Here is a 24,615-nt window from a genome sequence, read left to right on the forward strand (position 1 = left end):
TGCTATGAAATATTAAAATACTTAAGCGAGAGCAAGTCATAATGGCTCACGGGTATCTTTTATGTAATATTAATTTTATCAAACGTGATGGACAATAATTACGCAACATTTTACTCAATAGCCTGAAAGCGATAAGTCTGTTTAGATTGAATGTTATATGGTCAAAAATGATAAAATATCAATGAAATTGAGGGTTGAAGGTTACGAAATGAAAAAGCGACACAACATTATGATAATTCGTGTCGCTTTTCGTTTAGGGCTTATATGCACATGAACATATAGGTGACTTAATAATCTGAGCTGAGATTAATTAGTACGGTATCGACTTAGAATTTTACCCAAATCAGCTGATGCTTTTGCAAGATCTTTAACACCACTTGAAGACTGTTGCGATAAACCTCTTATAATATTTGATTTCTGTCTTATGTCAGTCAGCTCTTTTGCAATGTCATTGGCCACTGCGCTTTGTTCTTCTGACGATGTAGAAATTTGGAAACTCATGTCCATAATTGAATTTGCTGATTCAGAAATGGCATTAATATCGGTTCCAATATTAGTGATTAGGTCGCTACTGGTTTGTGCTTGCTTGACAGTATCTTGAGTTATGCTGTCAATATTGAGCGTTTCACTTTGCAGTAATTCAATCATTTTATGAATTTCGACCGTCGCAGCTTGTGTACGACCCGCAAGGGTTCTTACTTCGTCTGCAACCACCGCAAAACCACGACCCATTTCACCTGCACGTGCCGCTTCAATTGCTGCGTTTAATGCCAGTAAGTTGGTTTGATCTGAAATAGCATTAATGGTGGTGATCACTTCATTAATATTGGTCGCATTAATTTTTAGGGTATTGACCGAGTTTGATGTTTGTTCAATGTAGGTCGATAACTGCTTAATTTCATTAATGGCAAGTTTAGCACGGTCATAACTCTGACGAGTGTACTCTGAATCTTGTTCAACGCGTTGAGTTGAATTTCGAGCGATATTAGATACTTCGGCAGCTGATGCCGTCATTTCTTCCATTGCTGTAGCAACTGAGTCAAGTGAAGCATATTGTAAATCAATTTGTTCCGCGCTTTGCACTGCGTCATTGGCAAATGAACTAGAGGTTGTTTGCAAGGTATCGGCACTTTTTTTCACTGCAACCACGAGCTCAGTCAATGTGTCCATGGCTTTATCGAGTGCGCAACCAATGGTGCCGAATTCATCTCGGCCAGGATGGAAACCTAAACGAGAGGTTAAATCTCCTTTAGCAATTTTTTCCGTGGTATCCCATAGCACCCAAAGTGCTCCACCAAGAAAAGTTGCCGTCCAGTAAATCACCACTATAAAAGGTAACACCCATAAGAATGACATTAGCAGTGACATAAATGCAGCTTGTTTAGCATTGGCTTCTTGTCCAGAAACTGATTCGCTTAATGTATAATATTGGCCATCTAATGCATACACAGCGGTAATAGTATCTTGTTGGCGTGAACTGGTTTGCGAACGACCTGAGACTTGCAAACCTAAGTTTGAAGCTTGGTCTAGCTGACTTGTCGCCTCAAGTGCTTGGACCGTAGCAGCGGTTTTTTGTTCTAAAACATGTAACGATTGCTGTTCAATATTTTCAATTTTACTAAAGTAACTACTAATCGATACACTTGATAAAATGATCAGGAACAGTCCAAAAATAGCCCAAAATTTATCGTTAATGGACATTTTGATGAAAAGTTTATCGATAGTTCTGAAATCAACTTGTTTCATGGTTTGAGCACCTAAACCGGTAAAGACAATAAATTCAAATATTAGATGAGCTATTAGCATTTGGATACTAAAATAGTCAGCTTGATAATATTCTTCTGTGACCAACATAATATTGAGTCATGATCAATATCGACAATAAATCATATACCTTAAGTGATTTATTGGTTTATATGCATGGCGTACTTAACATTCGAACAGTGTAGATGATCAATGTTAATGTAATGATCGGGTAAAAATCCTAAATGTTCAATATTATTTATGACATGAGATAAAATATTAAACCGTATGTCGTTAATTTTATAGTTTTTTGTATATAAGTGTTACAGAATTTATATTTTTTAACAACCGATTATCCTCCTCCTGTTCTTGTGCTAGCTACTGTTTTAGTTGAAGTATTTTTAACTTTATCTATTACCGTTTTCTAATAAAAACAAAATTACTTGGTAATCAATCAGATAGCAAATTTGTTTACCTCATTAATGTGATCAATGTTCTTTTTTCTGTAAACAAACTTTGGGACAATCGCCCCGCATATTACAAAAAAATAGCATTTATATTACAAAATATGGGGTTTAAAAATGAAAGGACTGACTAAACTAACGGCGGTTTCACTCGCAGTTGCAGCAGCATTGCCGATAATGGCAAATGCAGAAGTGTTAATTAGTGAATACGTTGAAGGTAGTTCGTACAACAAAGCGATAGAACTGTATAACAACAGTAACGTTGCAATTGATTTAACAGGTTACAAATTAGTACGTTACAAAGACGGTGCTACTGTTGCGGAAGATATGGTAGTGCTTACTAACTCTATTGCGGCTAAAAGTGTCAAAGTGATTTTGCACTCAAGTGCTGCGATTACTGTTCCGGCTGCTACAGATTTTATTACAGACAATGTAAATTTTAATGGCGGCGATGCTGTCGGTCTATTAAAAGACGGTGTGTTGGTTGATGTGATTGGTGAGATCCCAACACCTACCGATTGGGGGAAAGATACTACATTTCAGCGTAATTTAGATGCCTTAACGGCGAGCTCTACTTATGATGCTAGCCAATGGGCCACATTAGATAAAGACACCTTTAGTGGTTTAGGCTCGCTTGATGCCGCAGTTACACCAGAACCCAGTACATTTACTTGTAATGGTGCAACACTAACGAACATTTATGATGTGCAAGGCGCTGGTGATTCAAGCCCATTAATTGCCGATGGTAGTTATGAGTCGGCCAATGAAGTGACCGTAAAAGGCATTGTTACTTCTAGAAGCGACAGTTTATACAAAGGTTTCTTTATTCAAGATATGCAAGGTGACAACTCACCTTATACGTCAGACGGTATTTTTGTCTTCTTGAACGAAGCAGCTCCAGACACTATTCAGCCTGGCACTGAAGTGTGTGTGCAAGGTAAAGTAAACGAGTATTACGGCTCGACTCAGATTGACCTTAAAGACGAACAAAAATTTGAAGTTGGCGCATTAGGCGAAGTGCCTGTAGCCAGTGCATTTTATGTTGCAGATGGCGAAACCCTAACGCAAGCACTAGAGCGTGTTGAAGGCATGAAAGTGGTATTAGATGCGGGTAGTGAGATGAAAATCACCCGTACTTTTAGCTACGATTATGGCGGACGTCGTAACAATATGGTGCTGTCACATAAAGCACCGTTAATGAAACCTACTCAAGTATTTGAGCCAAATTCTGCAGATTCGATTGCACTGGCTAAAGCTAACGCAGTAAATCAGTTATTTGTTGAATCTGATTTCAAAGCGAAAAATGGCGAAGTGCCTTACTTCCCAGATTTTAACGCTGAAACAGGTTATATCCGTGTAGGTGACCAATTAACTAACCTTGAAGGTGTGATCGGTTATAGCTACAACGCATATCGCATTTTACCGACCAACATGATTACTGCTGGCGATTTTATCCGTGTAAATGATCGTACCGATGCGCCTACAGTGGCAGATATGGGTGACATTCGCGTGGCGAGCTTTAACGTGTTGAACTTCTTCAATGACGTCGTTGGCGGTGATGCTAATCCATCGGGTAGCAATCGTGGTGCATTAATTGAAGAAGAAATGGTGTTACAGCGTACTAAAATTGTAAATGCGCTTGTCGCCATGAATGCTGATGTTGTTGGTTTAATGGAAATCGCTAACAATGGCTTTGGCGAGTTAAGTGCTATTCAAAACCTTGTAGATGCATTGAACGCAGAATTAACTGATGATCAAGCGTATCGTTTTGTTGAAATTGAAGATGCTGATAAGTATGAAGACAAGTTTATCGGCAGTGATGCGATTACGGTTGGCATGTTATATCGCCCAGCCCGTATTACATTAGACGGTGCGGCAAAAGTGATTGCGACGCCAGAACAACATGCCGCAGAAGGTGCCCAAAACCGCGAGAAAGATGGCGTGGTTGAGCAAAGCCCTAGCTATGACAAGTTCCAACGTCATAGCTTAGTGCAAACCTTTAGCATTAATGATGAAAAACTGACGATTGTGGTTAACCACTTAAAATCGAAAGGTTCAGGTTGTATTGAAGATTGGGCTGACTTTAACGAAAACGGTGAGCCAGCGGATTTACAAGGAAAGTGTAATTCTTTCCGTGTATCGGCAGCTAAAGTACTCGGTGAGTCGCTAAAAGATGTTGAAGGTGATGTACTGGTTATTGGTGATTTAAATGCCTATGGCAAAGAAGATCCGGTTGCAGTACTTACAGATTATGATGCCTCAACCACTGACCATGTTATCCGCACCGCATCGTGGACTACCTTAAACGGTAAAGTGTACGAGCGTGAAGGCAGCGTGATTGATAAAGGTTATGGTTTAATTAACTTAAACACTCAAGCACATGGTGCAGATACTTACTCATATAGCTATAACGGCGAATTAGGTAATTTAGATCATGCGTTGGCCAATGAAAGTTTAGCGGCTAAGTTAGTGGGTATTGACGACTGGCACATTAACTCAGTTGAATCTAACCTGTTTGAATATGGTAGCAAGTACACCGGAGAGCTGGTTAAAACTGAAAGTCCATTCTCAGCTTCAGACCATGATCCAGTGATTATTGCATTAAGCTATCCAGCGCCAGTAACGCCAGTAACACCAACACCAGAGCCTGTTAAAGACAGTGATGGTGGTAGCTTAGGTTACTTTGCGTTAATGTTATTAGGTGCACTAGGCTTACGCCGTCGCAGTTAATTTTTACTGACTGTTTAAGCACTAATAAAAAAGGATGACCATTGAGTCATCCTTTTTTATGTAAGTGATGAATACCATTAGTAGGTAATATCACTTATTCTTTAATTGATGAGGTTTAACCTTACATTTTCCAGGTTAAGGTCGCGCTATAATTGGCAGGTGCGCCGTAATACCCTTGAGCCCAATATAAGCTATTGATGTATTTCTCATCGCCGACATTATTGGCATTAACCGCTAAACCTAAGTTTTCGGTGATTTGATATTTAGCCATGAGATCAATAACCGTGTAAGAGTCTTGCTTAGTGACAATGTCAGCACCGGCATTATCAAACCCTGCGGCAACTACGCCTTGGTTGCGAGAGATGTCGTCTTGCCAACGCATGTTCATGCCGACAGAAAATCCTTCAATGGTTTCAAAGTCATAAGTGGCTGCTAGTTTGAATAACTTGCTCGGTGTGTAAGCTGCAACGATATCATCACCTTCGATATCAAAATCGGTATAACCAATACTGACATTAAGGCCTGAATAAATTTCACCAGCAATATCGATTTCATACCCTGTGCTGCTGATACCGTCGGAACCATAATACTTCTGTAAGTCTATTGGTAACCCTTCAGTGGCAGGGTCAAGTACTGCGATATTAGTTTGAACCACATCAAAGTACGCTAGGCTGGCAATTAAACGTCCATTAAACAATTCACTTTTTAAACCAATTTCGCGGCTTTCACCGGTAATGGGATCAAGGAATCGATTGTCAACGTCCACTTTATCCTGCTGTACAAAGGTTTCGGTGTAGCTTGCATAAGCCACTAACTCTGGCATAAAGCGATAAACGGCGCCTAAATAAGGGATAAACTTTTGGTAGTCAGCTTCTTGGTCTACTTCATAAGACACACCTTCTGCCTGCCAGTCGTTGTAGCGACCACCAACGATAACGTGCAAATCATCAACGATGTTAAATCGTCCGGTGAAATAGGCGGCTTGCTGTTCACGCGAGACATCACTGCCACGTAAGCTATCTTTGAAGGTCGGCTTTGGTGTATTGCCGTCCCAGGTGTTGAGATCTGGCATCTTGGGGAAGCCGTTGCCGGTAGTGTAATCGTAAAGTGAGCTGTCGGTGTAGCTCATTTTAGAGTAATTCACCCCCGCTACAATCTGATGATCTCGGCCGAACAAGCTGAAGTTACCATCAACATACATATCGATTAGGTCATGCTTATCATCTAAATCATATTCGCTACCATAACCGGTTAAGCCTAATTCGGTATCCTTGTCTGGCGTACCGAAAACATAAAATAGCTCAGTATCTTCATCGGTTGTTTTATGTGAATAAGTTGCCCGTAAACGCCAATCATCATTAAAATGATGGCTAAGCTCTAACACAGTATTATTTTTAACAACTTGCCAGTTTGACCAGTCGGCAGAGGTATTGGTCGATCGGTCGTAATTAGTCGAACTGCCGTCAGTATAATATAACGGTAACGCGCCCCAGTTATTGCCGGTAGCATCGTTATTCATGTAACTGTGGCTTAGTGACAAACTAGTGTCGTCAGATAAGTTGGCTTCTAAAAACACATAAAAGACATTTTTGTCTGTTTGGTAGCGATCTAAGTAAGAATCTTTGCTTTGGGTAACGGCAACTGCACGAGCGGCAAAGGTGTCATTTATTCTGACAGTTCCGTCTGCTTCTAAGCGGGTGTTATTAAAGCTGCCATAAGTACCATTAACCGTAAGTTGATTGTCTGCTGTTGGGCGTTTACGAATGAAGTTAATGGTTGCCGATGGATTACCTACGCCAGTCATTAAACCGTTGGCTCCACGGATGACCTCAATACGGTCGTAAATAGCTGTGTCTTCGTCGGCATGGTTGTTACCAGATGTTAGCGGTAAACCAATGCCATCGATTTGGAAGTTCGTAATGTCAAAACCACGAGCGGTATAATACGTACGGTCAGTCTCAATACGTTCAACATTGACGCCGGTAGCGGTATCGAGTGCCGCGTTAATGTCATGCAACTGAAAATCTTGCAATTGGGCATCGGTAATGACTGAAACAGATTGGGGAATATCGGTAATGGCTAAATCTAAGCGTGATGCGCCGCTGGCTGAGTGGGCGTTATAGCCGGCAATGTAACTGCCTTTTACTTCAATTGTTTCGATATTTTCTTTTTTAGTGTTTTCATCAGGCACTGTGTCGGCGGCAATGGCCTGTTGACTGAGGCTGATGGCACATAATACAGCTAAACTAATGTTATTTAATTTCATGGTGTTATCATCTTTTACTGCTATGAACGAATCCATGTTCTGAGTGTTTACCAAGTCGGTTTTTGTAGCGTAATTATTCAACCGCCATGATGATACATAAACATTAAATGGAAATCATTATCATTTACAATTGTAAGTATTGTAAATTTTGGTTAGCGCGGGGAATTTTTTGCTAGGTGATGCTGTCGTTGAGCTTGTTAAGCAGCGAAAGGTTTTAAGTGGTGAAAAGGTACTAAGCGAACATAAACATACAGCGTGAGTTACTGGCAATGGTTTTAGGAAGGAGATAATCTTTTTTGATAGGCATTAATTGGGTCAGCTAATAATAAACAAGGCGCTATTAGCGCCTTGTTTATTATACCGTTAAATTAATTTACACAATTAAATCATACTGTTCACGTAACACTTTAATAATGTCAGCTTTTGGGTTGGCTGGTAATGGAATGCTTGAACCTGTGACTTTTTCTGCAACACCTATATAAGTGCGCGATACATTCATCATTGCGTCTAATGGTAAGTCATTGTCACGAGCAAGCGCTTCACGTTCTGGCATTCTGTCTTTGTTTAGCAAAATGTCGGCATCGTCAAAATGATTCAGTAAGAACTGGCGGAAGCCTTCTTTTGAGTTTTCAACAATCTTGCCCTCACGATAAGCGGCTCCGTCCCAAATACGTGATGAATCAGGCGTACCGACTTCATCCATGTAAATCAGTTTTGATTGGCCATTTTTGTCATTGACGTAGCCAAACTCAAACTTAGTATCGACAAACACTTGATCAAGCTTTGCTAGCGCATCTGAAATTACTTTAAAGCCTTGCTTTAGCAAGGTTTCATACAAGTCGATATCTTGTGGTTTTTCAAATCCAAAGGCTTGGTAGTTGGCTTCAATATCACTACGGCTAATGTTAACGTCATCTTGCGCTGGCACACCTGGGATACCGGTTAAGATACCTTTGGTTGATGGAGTGATCAGTAACTCTGGCAGTTTTTGATCTTTGCTTAACCCTTCTGGCAAGGTGATACCACAAAATACCCGTTCGCCTTTTGAATAAGCACGCCACATTGAGCCGGTAATGTATTGACGGCAAATAGCTTCAACTTTAATAGTGCGAGCTTTTTGCACTATCCATACAAAAGGGTGTGGAATATCTAGAATGTGGCTGTCGGCTAAACCATTTTCGGCGAACAAACCAAACCAATGATTTGAAATCGCATTCAGTGCAGCGCCTTTACCTGGAATACCTTGCAAGTCACCTTCGCCATGAAAAATACAATCGAACGCCGAGATCCTGTCGCTGATCACCATAATCGCTAGCGGAGTATCTTCAGGTACATCGTAACCTTTGTCGCGAATTAAGCGACGGCTGTCGGTGTCGGTTAACCAGTAAACACTGCGTACTTTGCCACTGTGGACAGGCTTGTCGGTACGGATAGGTAAATCATTGTTCACGGCAAGAACGGAATCGGCAAGACTCATGCGAGTGTTCCTTAGGTAGTAGGGTACAAAGGGTTTTTATGGCGGCTATTTTACCTGCATTCAATGCGTTTGCACGATAAAAGGAGGTGTTGAAATAGGCTTTTTTGTTATGCGAACAATCAAGGGTAAGGTTAGCCTTTCTTGATAAAGACTTTATTGGGTTAATCAGGCAGAATTCACGCCTTAATGATGTGATGGATAAACCAACGTGAACAGTGAACAAGCAAGCGCGAATACCCGTTTAGGACTGATATTTGTTTCTATAGCAGTATTTTTCTGGGGTATTTTGCCTATAGCATTAAAGCTATCAGGTGGATTTATTACACCAGTTACTCTGACCTGGTTTCGGTTTGTCATGGCGTTAGTCGTGACCTTGTTAATTCAATGGCGCTTAGGTGCATTACGTCAATTTGTCGGTTTACCTTCATTAGTATGGTTGAAATTGCTGCTCGCTGGCGTGCTGTTGATGTGCAATTACGTGTCGTTTGTTTATTCGTTAGGATATTTAGCCCCAGGTACTGCCCAGCTTAACTTCCAAACTGCGCCTTTTTTCTTGGCATTTGGTGGGGTGTTGTTCTTCAAAGAGCGTTTTAATGCATTTCAGCTCAGTTGTTTTGCCACGCTTGGATTAGGCATGTTGATGTTTTTCCATCCACAGCTCGATTTGAATCAAGCTCGTGATGAGCAAGTGCTTATCGGCATTATGATTGTGCAGTTTTCGGTAATGTCGTGGACCAGTTACGCGCTATTACAAAAGTCGGTGAGTCAGCAATTATCGCCCAGTAATGTGCTGTTATTTATCTATGCATTAGGTATTGTGCTTATGGCGCCATTGAGTGACTTTAGTCAGTTTGAAGCGATGACGCTCGATCAATGGTGGATAGTACTTTTTTGCGGCGCCAATACTTTGATTGCGTACGGCTGTTTTGGTCAAGCTTTACATTATTGGCCCACTGCGCAAGTGAGTGCGATGTTATCGTTAACGCCGGTATTGAGTTTTAGTGCTACTGAATTGGTGGTCAGTTTTGGCTGGTGGAGCGGAGTGTTTACCAGCGCCAATATTGATGGCTTGTCATTTATGGGAATCGTGCTGATTGTGTGTGCGGTATTTGTGGTGCAAATTGTGCCTTTGTATCAAAAGCGTAAACAGGCAAAAGCGTTCAGGACTGTATTGTAGTTAAATTGACTGTAAGTCAATGCAGTTTAGGTTAAGTTCGTGCTGTTGCAGTATGAGTGTTATTTAATGAGTACTGTTGATGGGATTAACTATGCTTAGCAAGGTAATAGAGCGTTAAGCCAAATGCGCTAAATAGTGTGCCGCCAATTATCATCATCCACAATAAAGTTTTATCTTGTTTAGCTGATTTTGTAGCGTCAAGGAATGGCGAGCCAAATATTTGTGCAACGACGACTAAAAAATCCATGTAGATTACCTATCGGGTTAATTCATTCGAGAATGATAATATTACCTACATTCTTGCAGTAACCAAATTAATTAGTGTTAATTGGTTTTATCATTTTTAGCTTATAAAGAATGGGTTTAACCAAATGCAGAAAACAAAAATGGAGCCCTTAGGCTCCATTTTTTGTGTCATTCAACTGAATGATTAACCGTTGTCACGTGGCTTACGTGGACGACGCTCTGCACTTGCAGGGCGGTCACTAGCCGGACGATCACCCGCTGGGCGGTCGGTACGTGGACGGTCACTACGAGCACGATCACTACGTGGGCGACGTGGAGCGCCTGCGCCGCGAGTCGTGTCAGCAAACACTTCATCACCCGCTTCACGAATGTTTAAAGGACGACCACACACACGAACTTTTCTTAGGTGTGAAAGGATGTCTTTAGGCATTCCGTCTGGTAAATCAACCGTTGTGACTTGATCAAACAATTGGATTTGACCAATGAAACGGCTATCGATGTTTGCTTCGTTAGCGATAGCGCCAACGATGTTACCTACACCAACACCATTTTCACGACCTACATCGATAACATAACGATTCATTTTAACGTCTGGGTTATCTTTTAAGCCTTCAGCATCACCAAAGCTATTTGGTGCTGGACGGCTACTACGCTCGCCACGGTCACTGCGTTCACGACGTGGACGGTCGCTGCTACTATTGCGGTCACCACGGTCACTACGTTCGTCACGTGAATCACGTTGACGCTCGGTAATAGTTGGTAACTGTAATGGACGCTCTTGCTGTACTTGTTGTAACAACGCAGCTGCCAGTAAATCGGTATCAACTTCAAGCTGTTGACATAATTCAGCTACAGCGTTTTTCATGAAATCTAAGTCGCCGTTAATGGTTTCTTGGATTTGCTCGCCTAAACGAGATAAACGACGCTCTGCAACTGATTCAGGGCTAGGCACTTTCATTGGCGAAATACGGCTGTTTGTAGCGCGTTCGATAGTGCGTAACATGCGCATTTCACGATTGGTTACAAATAGGATTGCCATACCAGTACGACCAGCACGACCTGTACGACCGATGCGGTGAACATAGGCTTCTGAATCATAAGGAATATCGTAGTTTACTACGTGTCCAATACGTTCAACGTCAAGACCACGTGCAGCAACGTCAGTCGCGATTAAAATGTCTAACTTGCCGCGCTTAAGCTGCTCAACAGCACGCTCACGTGCTTGTTGATTCATGTCACCATGTAATGGAGATGAAGCATAACCACGGGCTTCTAATTTTTCTGCTAATTCAACACAGCTGTTACGGGTACGAACGAAGATGATAATACCTTCAGTATTTTCAACTTCTAAAACACGTACTAACGCTTCTAGTTTATTGTGTTGTGATACTTGCACATAACGTTGGTCGATAGACTCAACAGTTGTCTGGCTAGACGCTATGCTGATGTTCACTGGGTTTGTTAAGTGCTTAGCTGCAACGCGCTTAATTTGCTCAGGCATAGTGGCAGAGAATAATGCAAGTTGGCTGTCAGCAGGCTTGTGCTCTAATACCCATTCGATATCATCGATGAAGCCCATTTTTAGCATTTCATCGGCTTCGTCTAATACTAAGGCTTTTAGATTATCTAGCTTTAATGTGCCACGACGCATGTGATCCATTACACGACCAGGAGTACCAACAATGACTTGTGGTCCACGCTTAAGGGCGTTTAATTGTTGTTGCATGCTTTGACCACCGTAAATCGGTAGTACGTGGAAGCCTTTCATGAATTTGGCATAACTACCAAATGCTTCGGCAACTTGAACCGCTAATTCGCGGGTTGGTGCTAACACTAAAATCTGTGGAGCATTGATTTTCATGTCGATTTTGTTTAGTAAAGGCAGGGCAAACGCGCCTGTTTTACCGGTACCGGTTTGTGCTTGACCGATAATATCTTTACCAGCCATAAGCGGGTCGATACTAGCAGCTTGAATAGGAGTTGGGTTTTCATAACCTAACTCGTCAAGCGAACGCAACAAAGACTCAGACAGGCCGAGTTCGCGGAAAGTTCTTTCAGATGACATTGAGTTGTAGCCTTGTGGATGCGCACGAAGTTCGGAAGCTCGTGCTAAAGTTTCACAGACAGAAAATCAACCCCGTGTCGATTTCCCGCGCCGATAAGGGGGCGTATTATAGCAGCAACAAAGCGTGTTGACCACGTAAAAACTGAAAATAAACATTAAATTGCCTATTCTAGTTTAAGATTGGCCTGATTCTTGATTTTTAAGATTTGTTAATTGGTTGAAAAATGAACATTTGTTGGCGTGAATTAGGCTGTTTATGGGGCCTTGGTCAGCTTATCGATGCTGAGCATTTGATATACTGTTTCAGCAACCGCCACAATAAAGTCGATGTCTAACGTGGCTATTGTGTCGTCGGCCGTGTGATATTGCGCGTGGGGTGGCACGCCAAAATACACCCAGGAGTAGCCAGCTTTATGAAATGGATAATGGTCTGACGCCCTGAGCCAGTCACTTTTTTTCATCCGGCCACTTAGTAAATTTGTGTGATGAGTTCGAATACATAATTGGGTCTGTTGCATCAACAATGGTTTGATAGACTCAAAATTTGACAGATTTTTTTGCCCTTCCATGTAGATTGCTCTACGACGATCTGGATGACCTATCATGTCCAAGTTTACGCTTAGCTCAATGTCCATAAGTGGGTATTGCTGCAATAACGTCACTAATGCATAGCTACCATATAAGCCGGGTTCTTCAGCGTCGGTTGCGACAATCATCAAATTAACATCATCTAACGGTGGATTTTCCTGCCATTGGGCTGCAATTGCCATCATTCCGGCAATGCCTGAGGCATTATCATCAGCACCTGGATACATTTTACTGGCCGTTTGACCTAAGTGATCATAATGAGCGGTAATCACTCGCCATCGGTTTGAGCTATTTTTTACCGCAATAGTGGCAATAATATTGACTCCAGAGACTGTTGAAAATTGATGTTGAAAGCTAAACGGGACGGCAAAAGTTGGCTGCCAGGGTTGTAATCCCATTTCTGTAAATCGTTTGATTAAATACTCTTGAGTCAGGCGGGCACCTTCAGAGTCAGTCTTGCGGCCTTGAAATTCAGTGGAACTCAGTGTGGTGATATCTTCAGTAATTTGCTGATGGGCGCTAGACCAAGTGGTGATAATAGCTGACGAGCATTGTTGAGGTGTTTGGCTGCAGGCATTGAGTAAGCCGCACAATAACATCATAGCCAATACCTTAAGGTGAATTTGAGTCGTAAACATAGTGTGTTCTCCTCTTATTCACCTAAGGTTTGGTATTTGATCTCAGCGTGTTATTTGGCTTTTTTAGCCTTTATACGTTTGCTGTGAAGCGCCAACATCGGCTTTAAGAATCTCGCGGTATGAGACTCTGGGTGCTCTGCTACTTCTTCTGGGCTGCCTGCGGCTAAAATCATGCCGCCGCCAGCACCACCTTCAGGGCCTAAATCGATAATCCAGTCTGCGGTTTTAATCACATCTAGATTATGCTCAATCACCACAACAGTGTTGCCATGAGACTTTAAGCGATGCAGTACTTCTAACAATAGTTGAATATCGGCAAAGTGAAGCCCTGTAGTGGGTTCATCTAAAATGTATAAGGTTTTACCTGTATCACGTTTAGACAACTCTTTGGCCAGTTTAACGCGCTGAGCTTCACCGCCAGATAAGGTGGTCGCGCTTTGTCCTAAGCGAATGTACGACAAGCCGACATCCATTAAGGTTTGCAATTTACGTGAAATAGATGGAATCGCATCAAAATAGCCACGAGCATCTTCAACCGTCATTTGCAGCACTTCGTGAATGTTTTTGCCTTTGTATTTTACTTCTAAGGTTTCGCGGTTATAACGCTTACCTTTACACGAATCACAAGGCACATAAACATCAGGTAAAAAGTGCATTTCCACTTTAATTAACCCATCACCTTGGCAGGCTTCACAACGACCGCCCTTGACGTTAAACGAGAAGCGACCCACCTGATAACCACGAGTGCGCGATTCTTGTGTGCCAGCAAACAGTTCACGTATTGGGGTGAAAATACCCGTATAAGTGGCAGGATTAGAGCGTGGCGTACGGCCAATAGGGCTTTGATCAATATCGACTACTTTGTCGCAATGATCCATGCCTTCAATACTTCTGTAGGGCGCAGGTTCATCAACGGTAGCGCCATTGAGCATCCGATGGGCAATTTTAAAGAAGGTGTCGTTAATCAGTGTTGATTTACCTGAACCCGATACGCCAGTAACACAGGTAAACAATCCAACAGGAATGGTTAAATCAACATCTCTTAGGTTATTACCCGATGCGCCAAATAACTCAATCACCTTTTTCGGATCGATAGGGGTGCGCTGGTCACTAATGTGTATTTGCTTTTTACCGGAAATATATTGGCCCGTAACGGACTCTTCACAGTTAAGAATATCTTCTAGGGTACCGTCACAAATCACTTCACCACCATGTACACCAGCACCAGGGCCAATATCAATAATGTGATCCGCTAAGCGAATCGCGTCTTCATCGTGTTCAACCACAATCACGGTATTGCCTAAATCACGCAGGTGGATCAGGGTTTGTAATAAACGTTCGTTATCGCGTTGATGCAAACCAATTGAAGGCTCATCAAGCACGTACATTACGCCCACTAAACCCGCACCAATTTGGCTGGCTAAGCGAATACGTTGCGCCTCGCCACCGGATAAGGTTTCAGCTGAGCGCGATAAGCTTAAATAGTTAAGTCCCACATTGACCAAGAAGCCAAGGCGTTGACTGATCTCTTTTAATATTTTCTCGGCAATTTGTGCGCGTTGTCCTTCAAACACTACCGTGTCGAAGTATTCTTTAGCTTCGCCAATCGACCACATTGTCAGTTGCGGTAGGTTTAACTCACCAATAAATACGTTACGGGCTTCTTCACGTAAGCGCGAACCACCACAGCTGTTACAGGGTTGCATATTAATAAATTTAGACAGCTCATCGCGTACCGAGTTACTTTCGGTTTCACGGTAACGGCGATCCATATTATTTAAAATGCCCTCAAACGGATGATTACGGATCACTACGTCGCCGCGGTCATTAATGTATTTAAAGGCAATATTTTGTTTGCCTGAACCATATAAGACAATCTTTTTAACTTTGTCACTTAGTTCGGCATATGGCTTCTCAACATCAAACTTATAATGTTCGGCTAGCGAGCTGAGCATTTGGAAATAGTAAAAGTTGCGTCGGTCCCAGCCTCTAATCGCGCCGCCAGCTAATGAGAGTTCATCATTAGCAATTACTCGCTCAGGGTCAAAAAACTGCTGCACACCTAAACCATCACAAGTTTGGCAAGCTCCGGCCGGATTGTTAAACGAGAAAATACGCGGCTCAAGTTCGGCCATCGAATAGCCACAATGCGGACACGCGAAATTAGCTGAAAATATCAGCTCTTCGGCTTTGCTATCATCCATACTGGCAATTTTTGCAATGCCACCCGACAATTCTAAAGCTGTTTCAAACGACTCTGCCAAACGCTGTTTCATGTCTTCGCGTACTTTGAAGCGATCGACAACCACTTCAATAGTATGTTTGATGTGTAAATCTAATGTTGGAGGATCCGTTAAGTCACATACTTCACCGTCAATACGGGCGCGGATGTAGCCTTGTGCCGATAAGCTTTCAAGCAATTTAACGTGTTCACCTTTACGGTCGTTAACCACTGGAGCAAGCAGCATTTGACGGCTGTCTGCTGGCATCGCCAATACTTTATCAACCATCTGGCTGACTGTTTGCGCCGACAAGGGTTGATTATGCGTTGGGCAGCGAGGCTCACCCACACGGGCAAACAACAAGCGTAAATAGTCATAGATTTCGGTAATGGTACCGACCGTAGATCGTGGATTGTGCGAGGTTGATTTTTGCTCAATTGAAATGGCAGGGCTTAAGCCTTCAATATGATCAACATCGGGTTTTTCCATTAAGCTCAAGAATTGACGTGCATACGCCGACAGCGATTCGACATAACGACGTTGGCCTTCTGCATACAAAGTATCGAAGGCTAATGATGATTTTCCTGAACCGGATAACCCAGTTATCACAATGAGTTTGTCACGGGGAATGGTTAGATTGATGTTCTTAAGATTGTGGGTTCTGGCACCGCGTATTTCAATTTTATCCATCTATATCACTCTATGACTTATGTAAAACAAAACAGCGATCAGTATCGCATAGTTTGTTGGGGGACTTCATATCAATTTTGACTATGGTGGTTTTATGGTACGCATCAAACTCCGCTAAAGTTTAACATGTGCAGATAAAACACCTTATATCAAAAACTGTGATTTCCTTTTGAGCTAATTTATGGCGCTGTGATAATATGCGCACCTTATAATATTGTTGAATTACTTATCAAAGGGCAACAGCATGGCCAGTAATGGACTGTCGGGTATGGAGAAAAAGGTCGCATTTTCGTTAGCCAGCGTGTTTGGTTTACGAATGATGGGATTGTTTATGATTATGCCTGTCTTCGCGCTGTATGGTCAGCACCTCGAAGGCTTTTCGCCGCTATGGGTGGGTATTGCCATTGGTGCGTACGGATTAACTCAAGCTTTTTTACAAATACCAATGGGCATTTTGTCCGACAAATACGGACGTAAGCCGATTATTCTAGGTGGCTTGGTATTGTTTGCCATTGGTAGTTTAATTGCCGCATCATCTGATCACATTTACGGGGTGGTGTTTGGTCGTGCAGTACAAGGTATGGGCGCAATAGCTGCCGCAGTATTAGCACTTGCCGCCGATTTAACCCGAGACGAGCAACGCACTAAAGTCATGGCGATTATCGGCATGTGTATTGGTTTTTCATTTGCCTTGTCATTATTGGTCGGGCCTATTGTGGCGCAATACATGGGCTTAACGGGGCTGTTTTTATTAACCGCAGTATTAGCTGTGTTGGGCATGTTAATTGTGCAGTTTTTTGTTCCCAATCCTATTAGCCAAGCACCTAAAGGCGATACGGTCGCCACTCCGACAAAATTAAAGCGTATGTTGTTAGACCCGCAATTATTTCGCCTAGATGCTGGCATTTTTATTCTGCATTTAGTGCTCACTGCGGTGTTTGTGGCATTGCCGCTCGATTTAGTGGATGCCGGTTTAGTCAAAGAAAAGCATTGGATGTTGTACTTCCCTGCTTTTGTTGGCGCATTTTTCTTAATGGTGCCGTTAATTATCATTGGGGTGAAACGTAACAACACCAAAACCATGTTCCAATTGTCGTTAATGATCATGATGGTGTCACTTGCCGCGATGGGGTTTTATGCCGATAACCTTTGGGTGTTAAGTGGTGCGGTAGTGTTATTTTTCACCGGCTTTAATTACCTTGAAGCGTCACTGCCGAGTTTGATTGCTAAGTTTTGTCCTGTTGGCGATAAAGGTTCAGCAATGGGCGTGTATTCAACTAGCCAGTTTTTAGGGGCTTTTTGTGGCGGCATGTTAGGCGGTGGAGCTTATCAACTTGTAGGCGCATCTGGGGTGTTTTTTGTTGCGCTAGGGCTAATGTGTGTGTGGTTATTTTTGACCATTGGCATGCAAAAGCCTGTGTTATTGAAAAGCTATACGCTTGAAGCTACAGTAAAAGATAGAAGCGATGCACAAGATATGGCCAGTAAACTGTCACAGTTAATCGGCGTTGTAGAAGCCATTGTCGTACTCGAAGAGAAAGTGGCTTATTTAAAGGTCGATGATAAATTCAATTTAAGCGAAGCGCGAGCTGTGTTAGGCTCTGTGAATTAGATCGTGTAGATCATTAAGCTTAGTATTCAGTTAAAGTAAACAGATAAAAATCTCAGGAGATTTCGATGGCTAGTCGTGGTGTGAATAAAGTGATTTTGGTCGGTAACTTAGGTAAAGATCCTGAGGTTCGTTACATGCCAAACGGCAATGCTGTTGCCAACTTTACTATAGCGACAAGTGAGTCGTGGAAAGACCAACAAGGTCAAATGCAAGAACGTACCGAGTGGCACAACATTGTTATGTATCGTCGTCTTGCGGAAATTGCTGGTGAGTACTTAAAGAAAGGCTCTAAAGTATATTTAGAAGGCAAATTGCAAACCAGTAAGTGGCAGGATCAGACTACCGGTCAAGACCGTTATAAGACTGAAATCAACGCTATGGAAATGCAAATGTTAGACAGCCGCAACTCAGGTGATAATGCCGGTGGTGGTCAATATCAAGGGCAAGGCCAAAGCTCTGGTCAAAACGCCGGACAAAATATGGGACAGCAACAGTCTCGTCCTGCACCAGCGCCTCAAGCTCGTCCGCCACAAGCGCAATACAATCAAACTGCGCCAGCCGCAGGTAATGCCGCTTACCAAGCTCAGCCTAATGCTGGCCAGCAAGGTGGTGGTTACCAGCAACAATCTGCGCCAGCGCAACAAGCTGCACCTGCTTATGCACCAAAGCCAGCAGCTGCACCTCAGGGGAATTTCCAACAACAAAATGCTCCTGCACAGCGTCCAGCACCACAGCCACAACAGAACTTCACTCCAGATTTAGATGAAGGCTGGGATGACGATATTCCGTTCTAATTCACACTTGATATTACACAATATAATGTGTTGATTAAAACCTTTAAGGCCTGCGTTTGCAGGCCTTTTTGTTTTTCTATACTAGGGACGTTAGGATAATAATTCAGCTGTCTGCCAGCCGTATTTTTATGCTCCAAATTTCACGGTGGCAGTTTTGAGATATAAAATGTTTATTCGATTAAAGCTGAATATTCATCAAGTGACTTATGACCTCTTGCCGTCAGAAAGCTCAACAACGCTTCAGGGCTTCGGTTCAGTAAGCGTTCAATTGGAAACCCTACTGTTTCAATCACCTCAATGGCTTTTTCAAATTCGCCTAAGCTAAAAGCAACATGCGAGTCAGAACCCATCACGAGCAATCCACCTGCTGCTTTTACTGCATTGGCGATTTCAATACAGTTACATGTACTGCCTTTTCTCGACGTCAAAAAAGAGGAGTTATTTATCTCTAGCGCCACGTTATGTTTGGCAGCGGCAGCGGCGACGCGCTTAATATCGATTGGATAAGCAGGGTTGCCTGGGTGAGTAATAATGTCGACATTACCACTTTCAATACAGTTAATAAGTGCTGTAGTGTGAGCCTCTTTAGTCGATGGTGGGAAAACGGGTTCATGGAAACCTGCCAACACAATATCGAGCTCTTTTAAATAATCACCAAAAAAATCAATCTCGCCATGTGCATTTTTGATATTCGCTTCAATGCCGCGCAGCACGCCGACACCGTCAACAATTCTAGGTAACACTCTCATATTTACAAAGTGCCAAAAATGGGGCGCATCAGCCATATCTGGGCCATGATCGGTAATGGCGAATAACTTGATACCTTTGGCTTTCGCAACACCAAGGTAATCATGGAAGGTACTATAAGCGTGAGTTGACGCTATAGTATGCGCGTGAATATCAACAAGGAATTTCATGGCAAGTCTCGTTCTCTGAATCAAAAACAGTAGGCATCAAGTCTACTCCGTTACTAGAGTGTTCTCTATGATCTCTCCAGCTAAAACAGTAAAGTTCTTCACTAAGTGACACGTTATTTTAATGTTTAGCTGACAAGTATAACGATGCTTTAACGGTTTTTTATTGTTCAGAGGCGATGACTTTTTAGCATAGTATTTATGGTTAATATTTGTGGCTAGTGTTTTGGTTGTTATTGAATGATGTGTTAAACGTAACGCTATCTACACATCAAAAAACTAACAAGATGCAGGCCATTTTAAGTAAATTAATTTCGAGTGATTGAGGATATAATGAGAGCGGAACTAAGATCGAAAATTATTGAAGTGTGTGACAAAAAAATCGCGGCTAAAGGTGATAACGTCGGTTTGTCATTTTATGCATTTTTTGCCAACAAAAATGATAATCCTCAATTATTGATGGAAGCAGCGACATGGTGGATTCAAACACACCAATTGGATCATTTTGTGAAGGCTCACAAAATTAAACAAATGATTCAAAATGGCTTGTAACAGCCGGATGAAATTATTCGCAACAGAGCAATTTTGACCAATATTCAATAAGTAACCGATACATAGGTTAAACGATTCCTAGCGATATAAAATAGTCCATTTGGTCGATGGAGTGATGGTATAATTCATTTTTGAACGATCAATCAAAATTGTGCTAATAGTTTTGACCGTTTTAATGTTATATTTTCACTCTTGAGTGATGTTAACGATACTAAATGTCGTGTTTAATACCGATATTTTTAGCATATATTTTTTGAAAAAAGCCGGAGGAATGAGTGGGAATAATTGGTCGATTGTTAGTTATTGGTGCCACTTTACTTTTTTTTAGCGGCTGTGCTAGCACCTCAACACCGGGTGATCCTTTCGAAGCGGTTAATCGAAAAAGCTGGGACTTTAATTACCAGGTTATGGACAAATATGCTTTAAAACCAGCAGCTGAAGGCTATGAAACCATCCCTCAGCCGATCCGACATGGTGTGACAAATCTGCTATCCAATCTAAGTGAACCTCTTTACGCAGTAAATAACCTCTTACAATGGAAAGTTACCGACAGCGGTAGCAGTGTTTTACGTTTTGTGGTCAACACGACAATCGGCCTTGTGGGGCTTTTTGATCCAGCTACCGATATGGGATTAATGAAAAAAGAAGAAACATTTGCGCAAACCTTTGGTGTTTGGGGTGTTGGCAACGGACCTTTCATTATGTGGCCTGTTTATGGTGCCAGTACTGCACGTAATACCGTTGGCGATTTTGTTGATGTGTTTGTTTATCCTTTATCTATTCTGTCGTTTGAACAAAGGGCCGGAAAGTTTGTGCTGGAAGGTTTAGACAGTCGGATTGAATTTAAGCAATATGAACCTATATTAGACGGGTCGTTAGATCCTTATGGCTATGTTAAAGATGTCTATTTGCAGCGAGATGCTCACTTGGTTAATGACGGTAAAGTCGATGAGACTGAATCTGACGAATTTGATCTAGAGTTTGATGACGAACTATTAGATGATGAGCTATTAAATGACGCACCTGCAGGCGACAAATTAGACCACAACACTGATTTGGAGATAACGGACTAGCCAATGTCAAACATCAAAACGTTTTCATCTTGTACGAGTGAATTAAAAAATATTCGCGAATTTGTGGTAGATGCATGCTGCGATTTTCCTTTTAGCGAAGGTAAAGTCAATCAAATCGTATTAGCCGTTGATGAGGCTTGCGCCAATGTTATTCGTCATGGTTATCACATGTCGAAAAAGGGCTGTATCGAAATCGTGGTCAGCAGTGATGATGAGCATGCGCTATTTGTGATTAAAGATGTGTGTTCGCAGATTACTGACAAGCAATTAACACCGGCAGAAAATAATTTATGTAAACCAGGTGGGTTAGGCCTTTGTCTTATTCATTATGTGGCTGAAAAAGTAAGACTTATCCCACATAAAGGCAAAGGTAACTGGCTAGAACTGACGGTTAAATTTGAGTGATATTAAATGAATATTGAAATTGAAACACATAACAATTACCAAGTAGTTAAGCTTTATGGCGAGGTCGATCTGAGCAACTCTCGCAGTATCAAACTCGACATCATAAAATTAATTAAGAGTAAAAATAATATCATTGTCGACTTCACCCACCTGCAATATATTGATAGTTCAGGCATGGCTTCACTGGTTGAAGCTTTCAATGAAGCCAGAGAAAATGACACTGAATTTCATATCGTTGGTGCCAACGGTTCACCGCTTCAAGTACTGCAACTAACCCGTTTAAACACGGTGTTTAACTTAGCTGATTCAGTAAGTGCTGTGAGTAACAATGGTTAAGCCTATTATTACAGTAGAGCATTTGTTTGCCCAATATGGCGACACTCATGTACTCAAAGACGTCAATTTAGAGGTCAACCCCGGAGAAATTCTGGTGGTGATGGGCGGTTCTGGTTCTGGAAAAAGTACCTTGCTTAACCATATGCTTGGGCTTAAAACCCCTACATCAGGCACTATCACGATTGATGGTGTTAATATTTTTACGGCCAAAAATAAGCAATTACGTAACTTACGCAAAAAAATGGGTGTGGCTTTTCAAGGTGGCGCACTACTGAGTTCACTGACGGTGGCAGACAATGTCAGGCTACCTTTAGAGCACAACACTTCGTTGGATACCCAAACCATTGATATTATGGTGCGGATGAAGCTTGAATTAATGAACATGGCTGGAACAGGCCATCTTATGCCTTCGGAATTATCAGGTGGTATGCTCAAACGAGCTGGACTGGCTAGGGCCGTTATTATGGACCCTAAATTACTGTTTTTTGATGAACCTTCAGCAGGGCTTGATCCCACTACCGCCGTTGAACTTGATGAGCTTATTCTCACCTTAAGAGATGCCATGAACATGACCATAGTGGTGGTGACTCATGAGCTTGAAAGTGTATTTAAAATTGCCGATCGCGTGGTGGTATTGTTTGCTGGTGAAGTGGTAGCTAATGGCACCGTAGATGAGATTAGAAACTCGCCAGATGAACGGATTCAAAACATGATCAACCGTCAACCTAATACACAAAGAGATGATGGCGAGGTTTATTTTAATCGTTTATTAAATAAGGATAAAAACTAATGAATGCCTTATTTAATTCAGTCAGTAATTTGGGCGCTGCAACGCGTAAAAATATTGATAGTATCGGTTTAGCTACATTGTTTTTACTGCGTATCGTCAGCAGCTTATTCACTGGGCTGGTGTCATTTAAGCAAGTGATTAAGCAGATATACTTTATTGGTAATCGGTCTTTAATTGTCATTATTGTTGCCGCACTTTTTACCGGTATGGTCGTAGCACTGCAGTTTTACGATACCTTAGTGCGCTTCGGTTCAGTGGATTTATTGGGTTCGGCAGTTGCCTTGAGCTTGATTAAAGAATTAGGCCCGGTGATGACGGCATTGATGGTGATCGCACGAGTTGGCTCTGCCACCTGTTCAGAAATTGGTATTATGCGTAACGAGCAACAATTTGATGCGCTTGATTGCATGGCGATTAACAGTTACCGCTATGTGATGTTGCCAAGGCTATTAGCGGCGTTGTTTTGTGTGCCTATGCTAACGGCCGTGTTTGACTTGGTGGGCATTGGCGGTGGTTATATCGTTGGAGTTCACATTCAAGGAGAAAGTCCTGGTGCATATATTCAAGGTGTAATGGATACGATTAGCTTTAAAGATGTGCTGGTTGGTCAAATAAAGTCACTAGTATTTGGTTTGTTTATTATGTGGATACCTTTGTATTACGGCTTTTATTTACACCTAAATCAAAAAAACATGGGCGCAGAAGGCGTCAGCAATGGCACCACTCAGGCGGTGGTAATGAGTGCAATTATTATGTTGTTTAGTGACTATATCGTTAGCTCGTTAGCGCTATAACTAGAGGTATCAATGAAAAACAATTACGTCAATTTTCTCGTCGGCCTGTTTGTGTTATTCGGGATTGGGGCCTTGGTATTTATGTCAATTACCATTGGTGGAGCATCGGTTTCTAATAGTGGTAACTACACCTTAGTCGCTAAATTTGAAAATTCTTCAGGTTTAAAAGAAGGTGCTTTTGTCGAAATGTCCGGTGTACGCGTTGGATTAATTCAATCGATTAATTACGACCCTCAAGCGTATGAATCAGTGGTTAAAATATCATTAGATAATGAGATTACTGTGCCTGATGATTCGATAGCCTCCATTCGGACATCTGGCATTATCGGCGACAGATTTGTTAAAATATCTACCGGTGGCTCAGAAGTAAACATGGCAGATGGTGAAGAGTTTATAGAAACAGAATCATCAATCAGCATAGAAGAGTTAATAAGCAAATATATGTTTAGTCAGGATAAATAATGAAATCAATAATTTTTTTAATCATGATGTTAGTGATGCCGTCTGTAGCTTTTGCGGTACAAGAACCGACAGAACGCGTTAAATTAGGTGTGACAGATATCATTAGTATCGCATCAGATAGTACCTTGTCAGTTGAACAGAAAAAGCAATCACTCAGTGATGTGATTGAAAAGCACGTCGACATACAAGCCTCTGCACAACGGGTGTTAGGTAAGTATTGGAGACAGGCAAGTGATACTGAAAAACGCCAATTTATGGTGTTATTAAAAGGCGTATTAGTTGATACCTATATTGTGCTACTAGAACAATATGATAATCAAACGGTTGATTACACCAATGAAACCATTAAGAAAAAGGTTTATGCATCGGTAGATACCGAAATTCATACCAAAGAAAATATTATTCCGGTTTCGTATCAGCTTTATCAGCGTAATAATGAGTGGAAAATTTACGATTTTGTTGCTGAAGGTTTATCGATGATCCGTACTTTTAGTAACGACTATAAAAGTACTTTGAAAAAAAGCGGTGTCTCTGGTTTGAATGAAGCCCTTGCTGCTAAATTAGCCCAAACGTAAGG

Annotated in this window: 20 protein-coding genes; 12 read left to right on the forward strand and 8 right to left on the reverse strand. The window is 41.8% G+C overall.

Annotation, left to right across the window (positions count from 1 at the left end):
* Nucleotides 1-306 precede the first annotated feature (306 nt).
* On the reverse strand, nt 307-1,854 hold the full coding sequence (locus tag H5181_RS04195; RefSeq protein WP_310734264.1) for a methyl-accepting chemotaxis protein: 1,548 nt from the start codon (nt 1,852-1,854) through the stop codon (nt 307-309).
* A 470-nt stretch (nt 1,855-2,324) separates the two neighbouring features.
* Between H5181_RS04195 and exeM the strand changes: the two genes are divergently transcribed.
* A complete protein-coding gene (gene exeM, locus H5181_RS04200; protein ID WP_182750306.1) occupies nt 2,325-4,937 on the forward strand; it encodes an extracellular exonuclease ExeM in 2,613 nt (870 codons plus the stop codon).
* Nucleotides 4,938-5,058: 121 nt separating this feature from the next.
* On the opposite strand, the gene H5181_RS04205 is transcribed toward exeM, so the two are convergent.
* Together H5181_RS04205 and H5181_RS04210 are read right to left on the reverse strand one after the other, a co-directional pair.
* Complete coding sequence (locus tag H5181_RS04205; protein ID WP_259396938.1) at nt 5,059-7,203, reverse strand: TonB-dependent siderophore receptor; 2,145 nt, start codon at nt 7,201-7,203, stop codon at nt 5,059-5,061.
* A gap of 373 nt (nt 7,204-7,576) precedes the next feature.
* Nucleotides 7,577-8,680, reverse strand: coding sequence for a phosphoribosylaminoimidazolesuccinocarboxamide synthase (locus H5181_RS04210; RefSeq protein WP_182750308.1), 1,104 nt, complete (start codon nt 8,678-8,680; stop codon nt 7,577-7,579).
* A 208-nt stretch (nt 8,681-8,888) separates the two neighbouring features.
* On the opposite strand from H5181_RS04210, the gene H5181_RS04215 reads away from it, so the two are divergent.
* Nucleotides 8,889-9,857 (forward strand): DMT family transporter, encoded by a 969-nt coding sequence (locus H5181_RS04215; RefSeq protein ID WP_182750309.1) that lies wholly within the window; start codon nt 8,889-8,891, stop codon nt 9,855-9,857.
* Between the two features lie 85 nt (nt 9,858-9,942).
* Here the strand turns inward: H5181_RS04215 and H5181_RS04220 are convergent, their stop codons facing one another.
* The 4 genes from H5181_RS04220 to uvrA form a co-directional block, all read right to left on the reverse strand.
* Complete coding sequence (locus tag H5181_RS04220; RefSeq protein ID WP_165870987.1) at nt 9,943-10,104, reverse strand: hypothetical protein; 162 nt, start codon at nt 10,102-10,104, stop codon at nt 9,943-9,945.
* A 183-nt stretch (nt 10,105-10,287) separates the two neighbouring features.
* Nucleotides 10,288-12,168, reverse strand: coding sequence for a DEAD/DEAH box helicase (locus H5181_RS04225; RefSeq protein WP_182750310.1), 1,881 nt, complete (start codon nt 12,166-12,168; stop codon nt 10,288-10,290).
* A gap of 254 nt (nt 12,169-12,422) precedes the next feature.
* The gene (locus H5181_RS04230; RefSeq protein WP_182750311.1) at nt 12,423-13,394 is read right to left on the reverse strand and encodes a M20/M25/M40 family metallo-hydrolase; all 972 of its coding nucleotides are present in this window, start codon (nt 13,392-13,394) and stop codon (nt 12,423-12,425) included.
* 50 nt (nt 13,395-13,444) lie between these two features.
* Nucleotides 13,445-16,306 carry an excinuclease ABC subunit UvrA gene (gene uvrA, locus H5181_RS04235; protein WP_182750312.1) on the reverse strand — a complete coding sequence of 954 codons (2,862 nt, stop codon included), beginning with the start codon at nt 16,304-16,306 and terminating at the stop codon, nt 13,445-13,447.
* Nucleotides 16,307-16,550: 244 nt separating this feature from the next.
* Here uvrA and H5181_RS04240 point away from each other — a divergent pair, with 244 nt between their 5' ends.
* Both H5181_RS04240 and H5181_RS04245 read left to right on the forward strand, forming a co-directional pair.
* Nucleotides 16,551-17,918 (forward strand): MFS transporter, encoded by a 1,368-nt coding sequence (locus tag H5181_RS04240; protein ID WP_011639126.1) that lies wholly within the window; start codon nt 16,551-16,553, stop codon nt 17,916-17,918.
* Nucleotides 17,919-17,983: 65 nt separating this feature from the next.
* The gene (locus H5181_RS04245; RefSeq protein WP_011639125.1) at nt 17,984-18,712 is read left to right on the forward strand and encodes a single-stranded DNA-binding protein; all 729 of its coding nucleotides are present in this window, start codon (nt 17,984-17,986) and stop codon (nt 18,710-18,712) included.
* A 170-nt stretch (nt 18,713-18,882) separates the two neighbouring features.
* Here the strand turns inward: H5181_RS04245 and H5181_RS04250 are convergent, their stop codons facing one another.
* Nucleotides 18,883-19,629 (reverse strand): phosphatase, encoded by a 747-nt coding sequence (locus tag H5181_RS04250; protein ID WP_182750313.1) that lies wholly within the window; start codon nt 19,627-19,629, stop codon nt 18,883-18,885.
* Between the two features lie 330 nt (nt 19,630-19,959).
* Here H5181_RS04250 and H5181_RS04255 point away from each other — a divergent pair, with 330 nt between their 5' ends.
* From H5181_RS04255 to H5181_RS04290, 8 genes are all read left to right on the forward strand, one after another.
* A complete protein-coding gene (locus H5181_RS04255; RefSeq protein ID WP_011639123.1) occupies nt 19,960-20,178 on the forward strand; it encodes a DUF6500 family protein in 219 nt (72 codons plus the stop codon).
* A gap of 275 nt (nt 20,179-20,453) precedes the next feature.
* Nucleotides 20,454-21,251 (forward strand): VacJ family lipoprotein, encoded by a 798-nt coding sequence (locus H5181_RS04260; RefSeq protein ID WP_182750314.1) that lies wholly within the window; start codon nt 20,454-20,456, stop codon nt 21,249-21,251.
* Between the two features lie 3 nt (nt 21,252-21,254).
* Nucleotides 21,255-21,656, forward strand: coding sequence for an ATP-binding protein (locus H5181_RS04265; protein ID WP_102036555.1), 402 nt, complete (start codon nt 21,255-21,257; stop codon nt 21,654-21,656).
* Between the two features lie 6 nt (nt 21,657-21,662).
* Nucleotides 21,663-21,992: an STAS domain-containing protein gene (locus H5181_RS04270; RefSeq protein WP_011639120.1), complete on the forward strand. Its 330-nt coding sequence runs from the start codon at nt 21,663-21,665 to the stop codon at nt 21,990-21,992.
* Entirely contained in the window at nt 21,985-22,782 is a 798-nt protein-coding gene (locus H5181_RS04275) for an ABC transporter ATP-binding protein (RefSeq protein ID WP_182750315.1), read from the forward strand. The genes H5181_RS04270 and H5181_RS04275 overlap by 8 nt, the downstream gene beginning before the upstream one ends.
* A complete protein-coding gene (locus tag H5181_RS04280) occupies nt 22,782-23,576 on the forward strand; it encodes an ABC transporter permease (RefSeq protein WP_011639118.1) in 795 nt (264 codons plus the stop codon). Before H5181_RS04275 ends, H5181_RS04280 begins: the two co-directional genes overlap by 1 nt.
* Nucleotides 23,577-23,588: 12 nt before the next feature.
* Nucleotides 23,589-24,038: an outer membrane lipid asymmetry maintenance protein MlaD gene (gene mlaD / locus H5181_RS04285; protein ID WP_102036554.1), complete on the forward strand. Its 450-nt coding sequence runs from the start codon at nt 23,589-23,591 to the stop codon at nt 24,036-24,038.
* Complete coding sequence (locus H5181_RS04290) at nt 24,038-24,613, forward strand: phospholipid-binding protein MlaC (protein ID WP_011639116.1); 576 nt, start codon at nt 24,038-24,040, stop codon at nt 24,611-24,613. Before mlaD ends, H5181_RS04290 begins: the two co-directional genes overlap by 1 nt.
* Nucleotides 24,614-24,615: the final 2 nt, after the last annotated feature.

The sequence above is a fragment of the Shewanella sp. SG44-2 genome (assembly GCF_014164215.1).
GTDB classification, from domain to species: Bacteria; Pseudomonadota; Gammaproteobacteria; order Enterobacterales; family Shewanellaceae; genus Shewanella; species Shewanella frigidimarina.

Coding starts and splice junctions, on each gene's coding strand:
- H5181_RS04240 (WP_011639126.1), top strand. CDS start 16,551: ATGGCCAGTAATGGACTGTCGGGTATGGAGAAAAAGGTCGCATTTTCG.
- uvrA (WP_182750312.1), bottom strand. CDS start 16,306: ATGGATAAAATTGAAATACGCGGTGCCAGAACCCACAATCTTAAGAAC.
- H5181_RS04205 (WP_259396938.1), bottom strand. CDS start 7,203: ATGAAATTAAATAACATTAGTTTAGCTGTATTATGTGCCATCAGCCTC.
- mlaD (WP_102036554.1), top strand. CDS start 23,589: ATGAAAAACAATTACGTCAATTTTCTCGTCGGCCTGTTTGTGTTATTC.
- H5181_RS04220 (WP_165870987.1), bottom strand. CDS start 10,104: ATGGATTTTTTAGTCGTCGTTGCACAAATATTTGGCTCGCCATTCCTT.
- H5181_RS04255 (WP_011639123.1), top strand. CDS start 19,960: ATGAGAGCGGAACTAAGATCGAAAATTATTGAAGTGTGTGACAAAAAA.
- H5181_RS04250 (WP_182750313.1), bottom strand. CDS start 19,629: ATGAAATTCCTTGTTGATATTCACGCGCATACTATAGCGTCAACTCAC.
- H5181_RS04270 (WP_011639120.1), top strand. CDS start 21,663: ATGAATATTGAAATTGAAACACATAACAATTACCAAGTAGTTAAGCTT.
- H5181_RS04195 (WP_310734264.1), bottom strand. CDS start 1,854: ATGTTGGTCACAGAAGAATATTATCAAGCTGACTATTTTAGTATCCAA.
- H5181_RS04225 (WP_182750310.1), bottom strand. CDS start 12,168: ATGTCATCTGAAAGAACTTTCCGCGAACTCGGCCTGTCTGAGTCTTTG.
- H5181_RS04230 (WP_182750311.1), bottom strand. CDS start 13,394: ATGTTTACGACTCAAATTCACCTTAAGGTATTGGCTATGATGTTATTG.
- exeM (WP_182750306.1), top strand. CDS start 2,325: ATGAAAGGACTGACTAAACTAACGGCGGTTTCACTCGCAGTTGCAGCA.
- H5181_RS04290 (WP_011639116.1), top strand. CDS start 24,038: ATGAAATCAATAATTTTTTTAATCATGATGTTAGTGATGCCGTCTGTA.
- H5181_RS04275 (WP_182750315.1), top strand. CDS start 21,985: ATGGTTAAGCCTATTATTACAGTAGAGCATTTGTTTGCCCAATATGGC.
- H5181_RS04265 (WP_102036555.1), top strand. CDS start 21,255: ATGTCAAACATCAAAACGTTTTCATCTTGTACGAGTGAATTAAAAAAT.
- H5181_RS04280 (WP_011639118.1), top strand. CDS start 22,782: ATGAATGCCTTATTTAATTCAGTCAGTAATTTGGGCGCTGCAACGCGT.
- H5181_RS04210 (WP_182750308.1), bottom strand. CDS start 8,680: ATGAGTCTTGCCGATTCCGTTCTTGCCGTGAACAATGATTTACCTATC.
- H5181_RS04245 (WP_011639125.1), top strand. CDS start 17,984: ATGGCTAGTCGTGGTGTGAATAAAGTGATTTTGGTCGGTAACTTAGGT.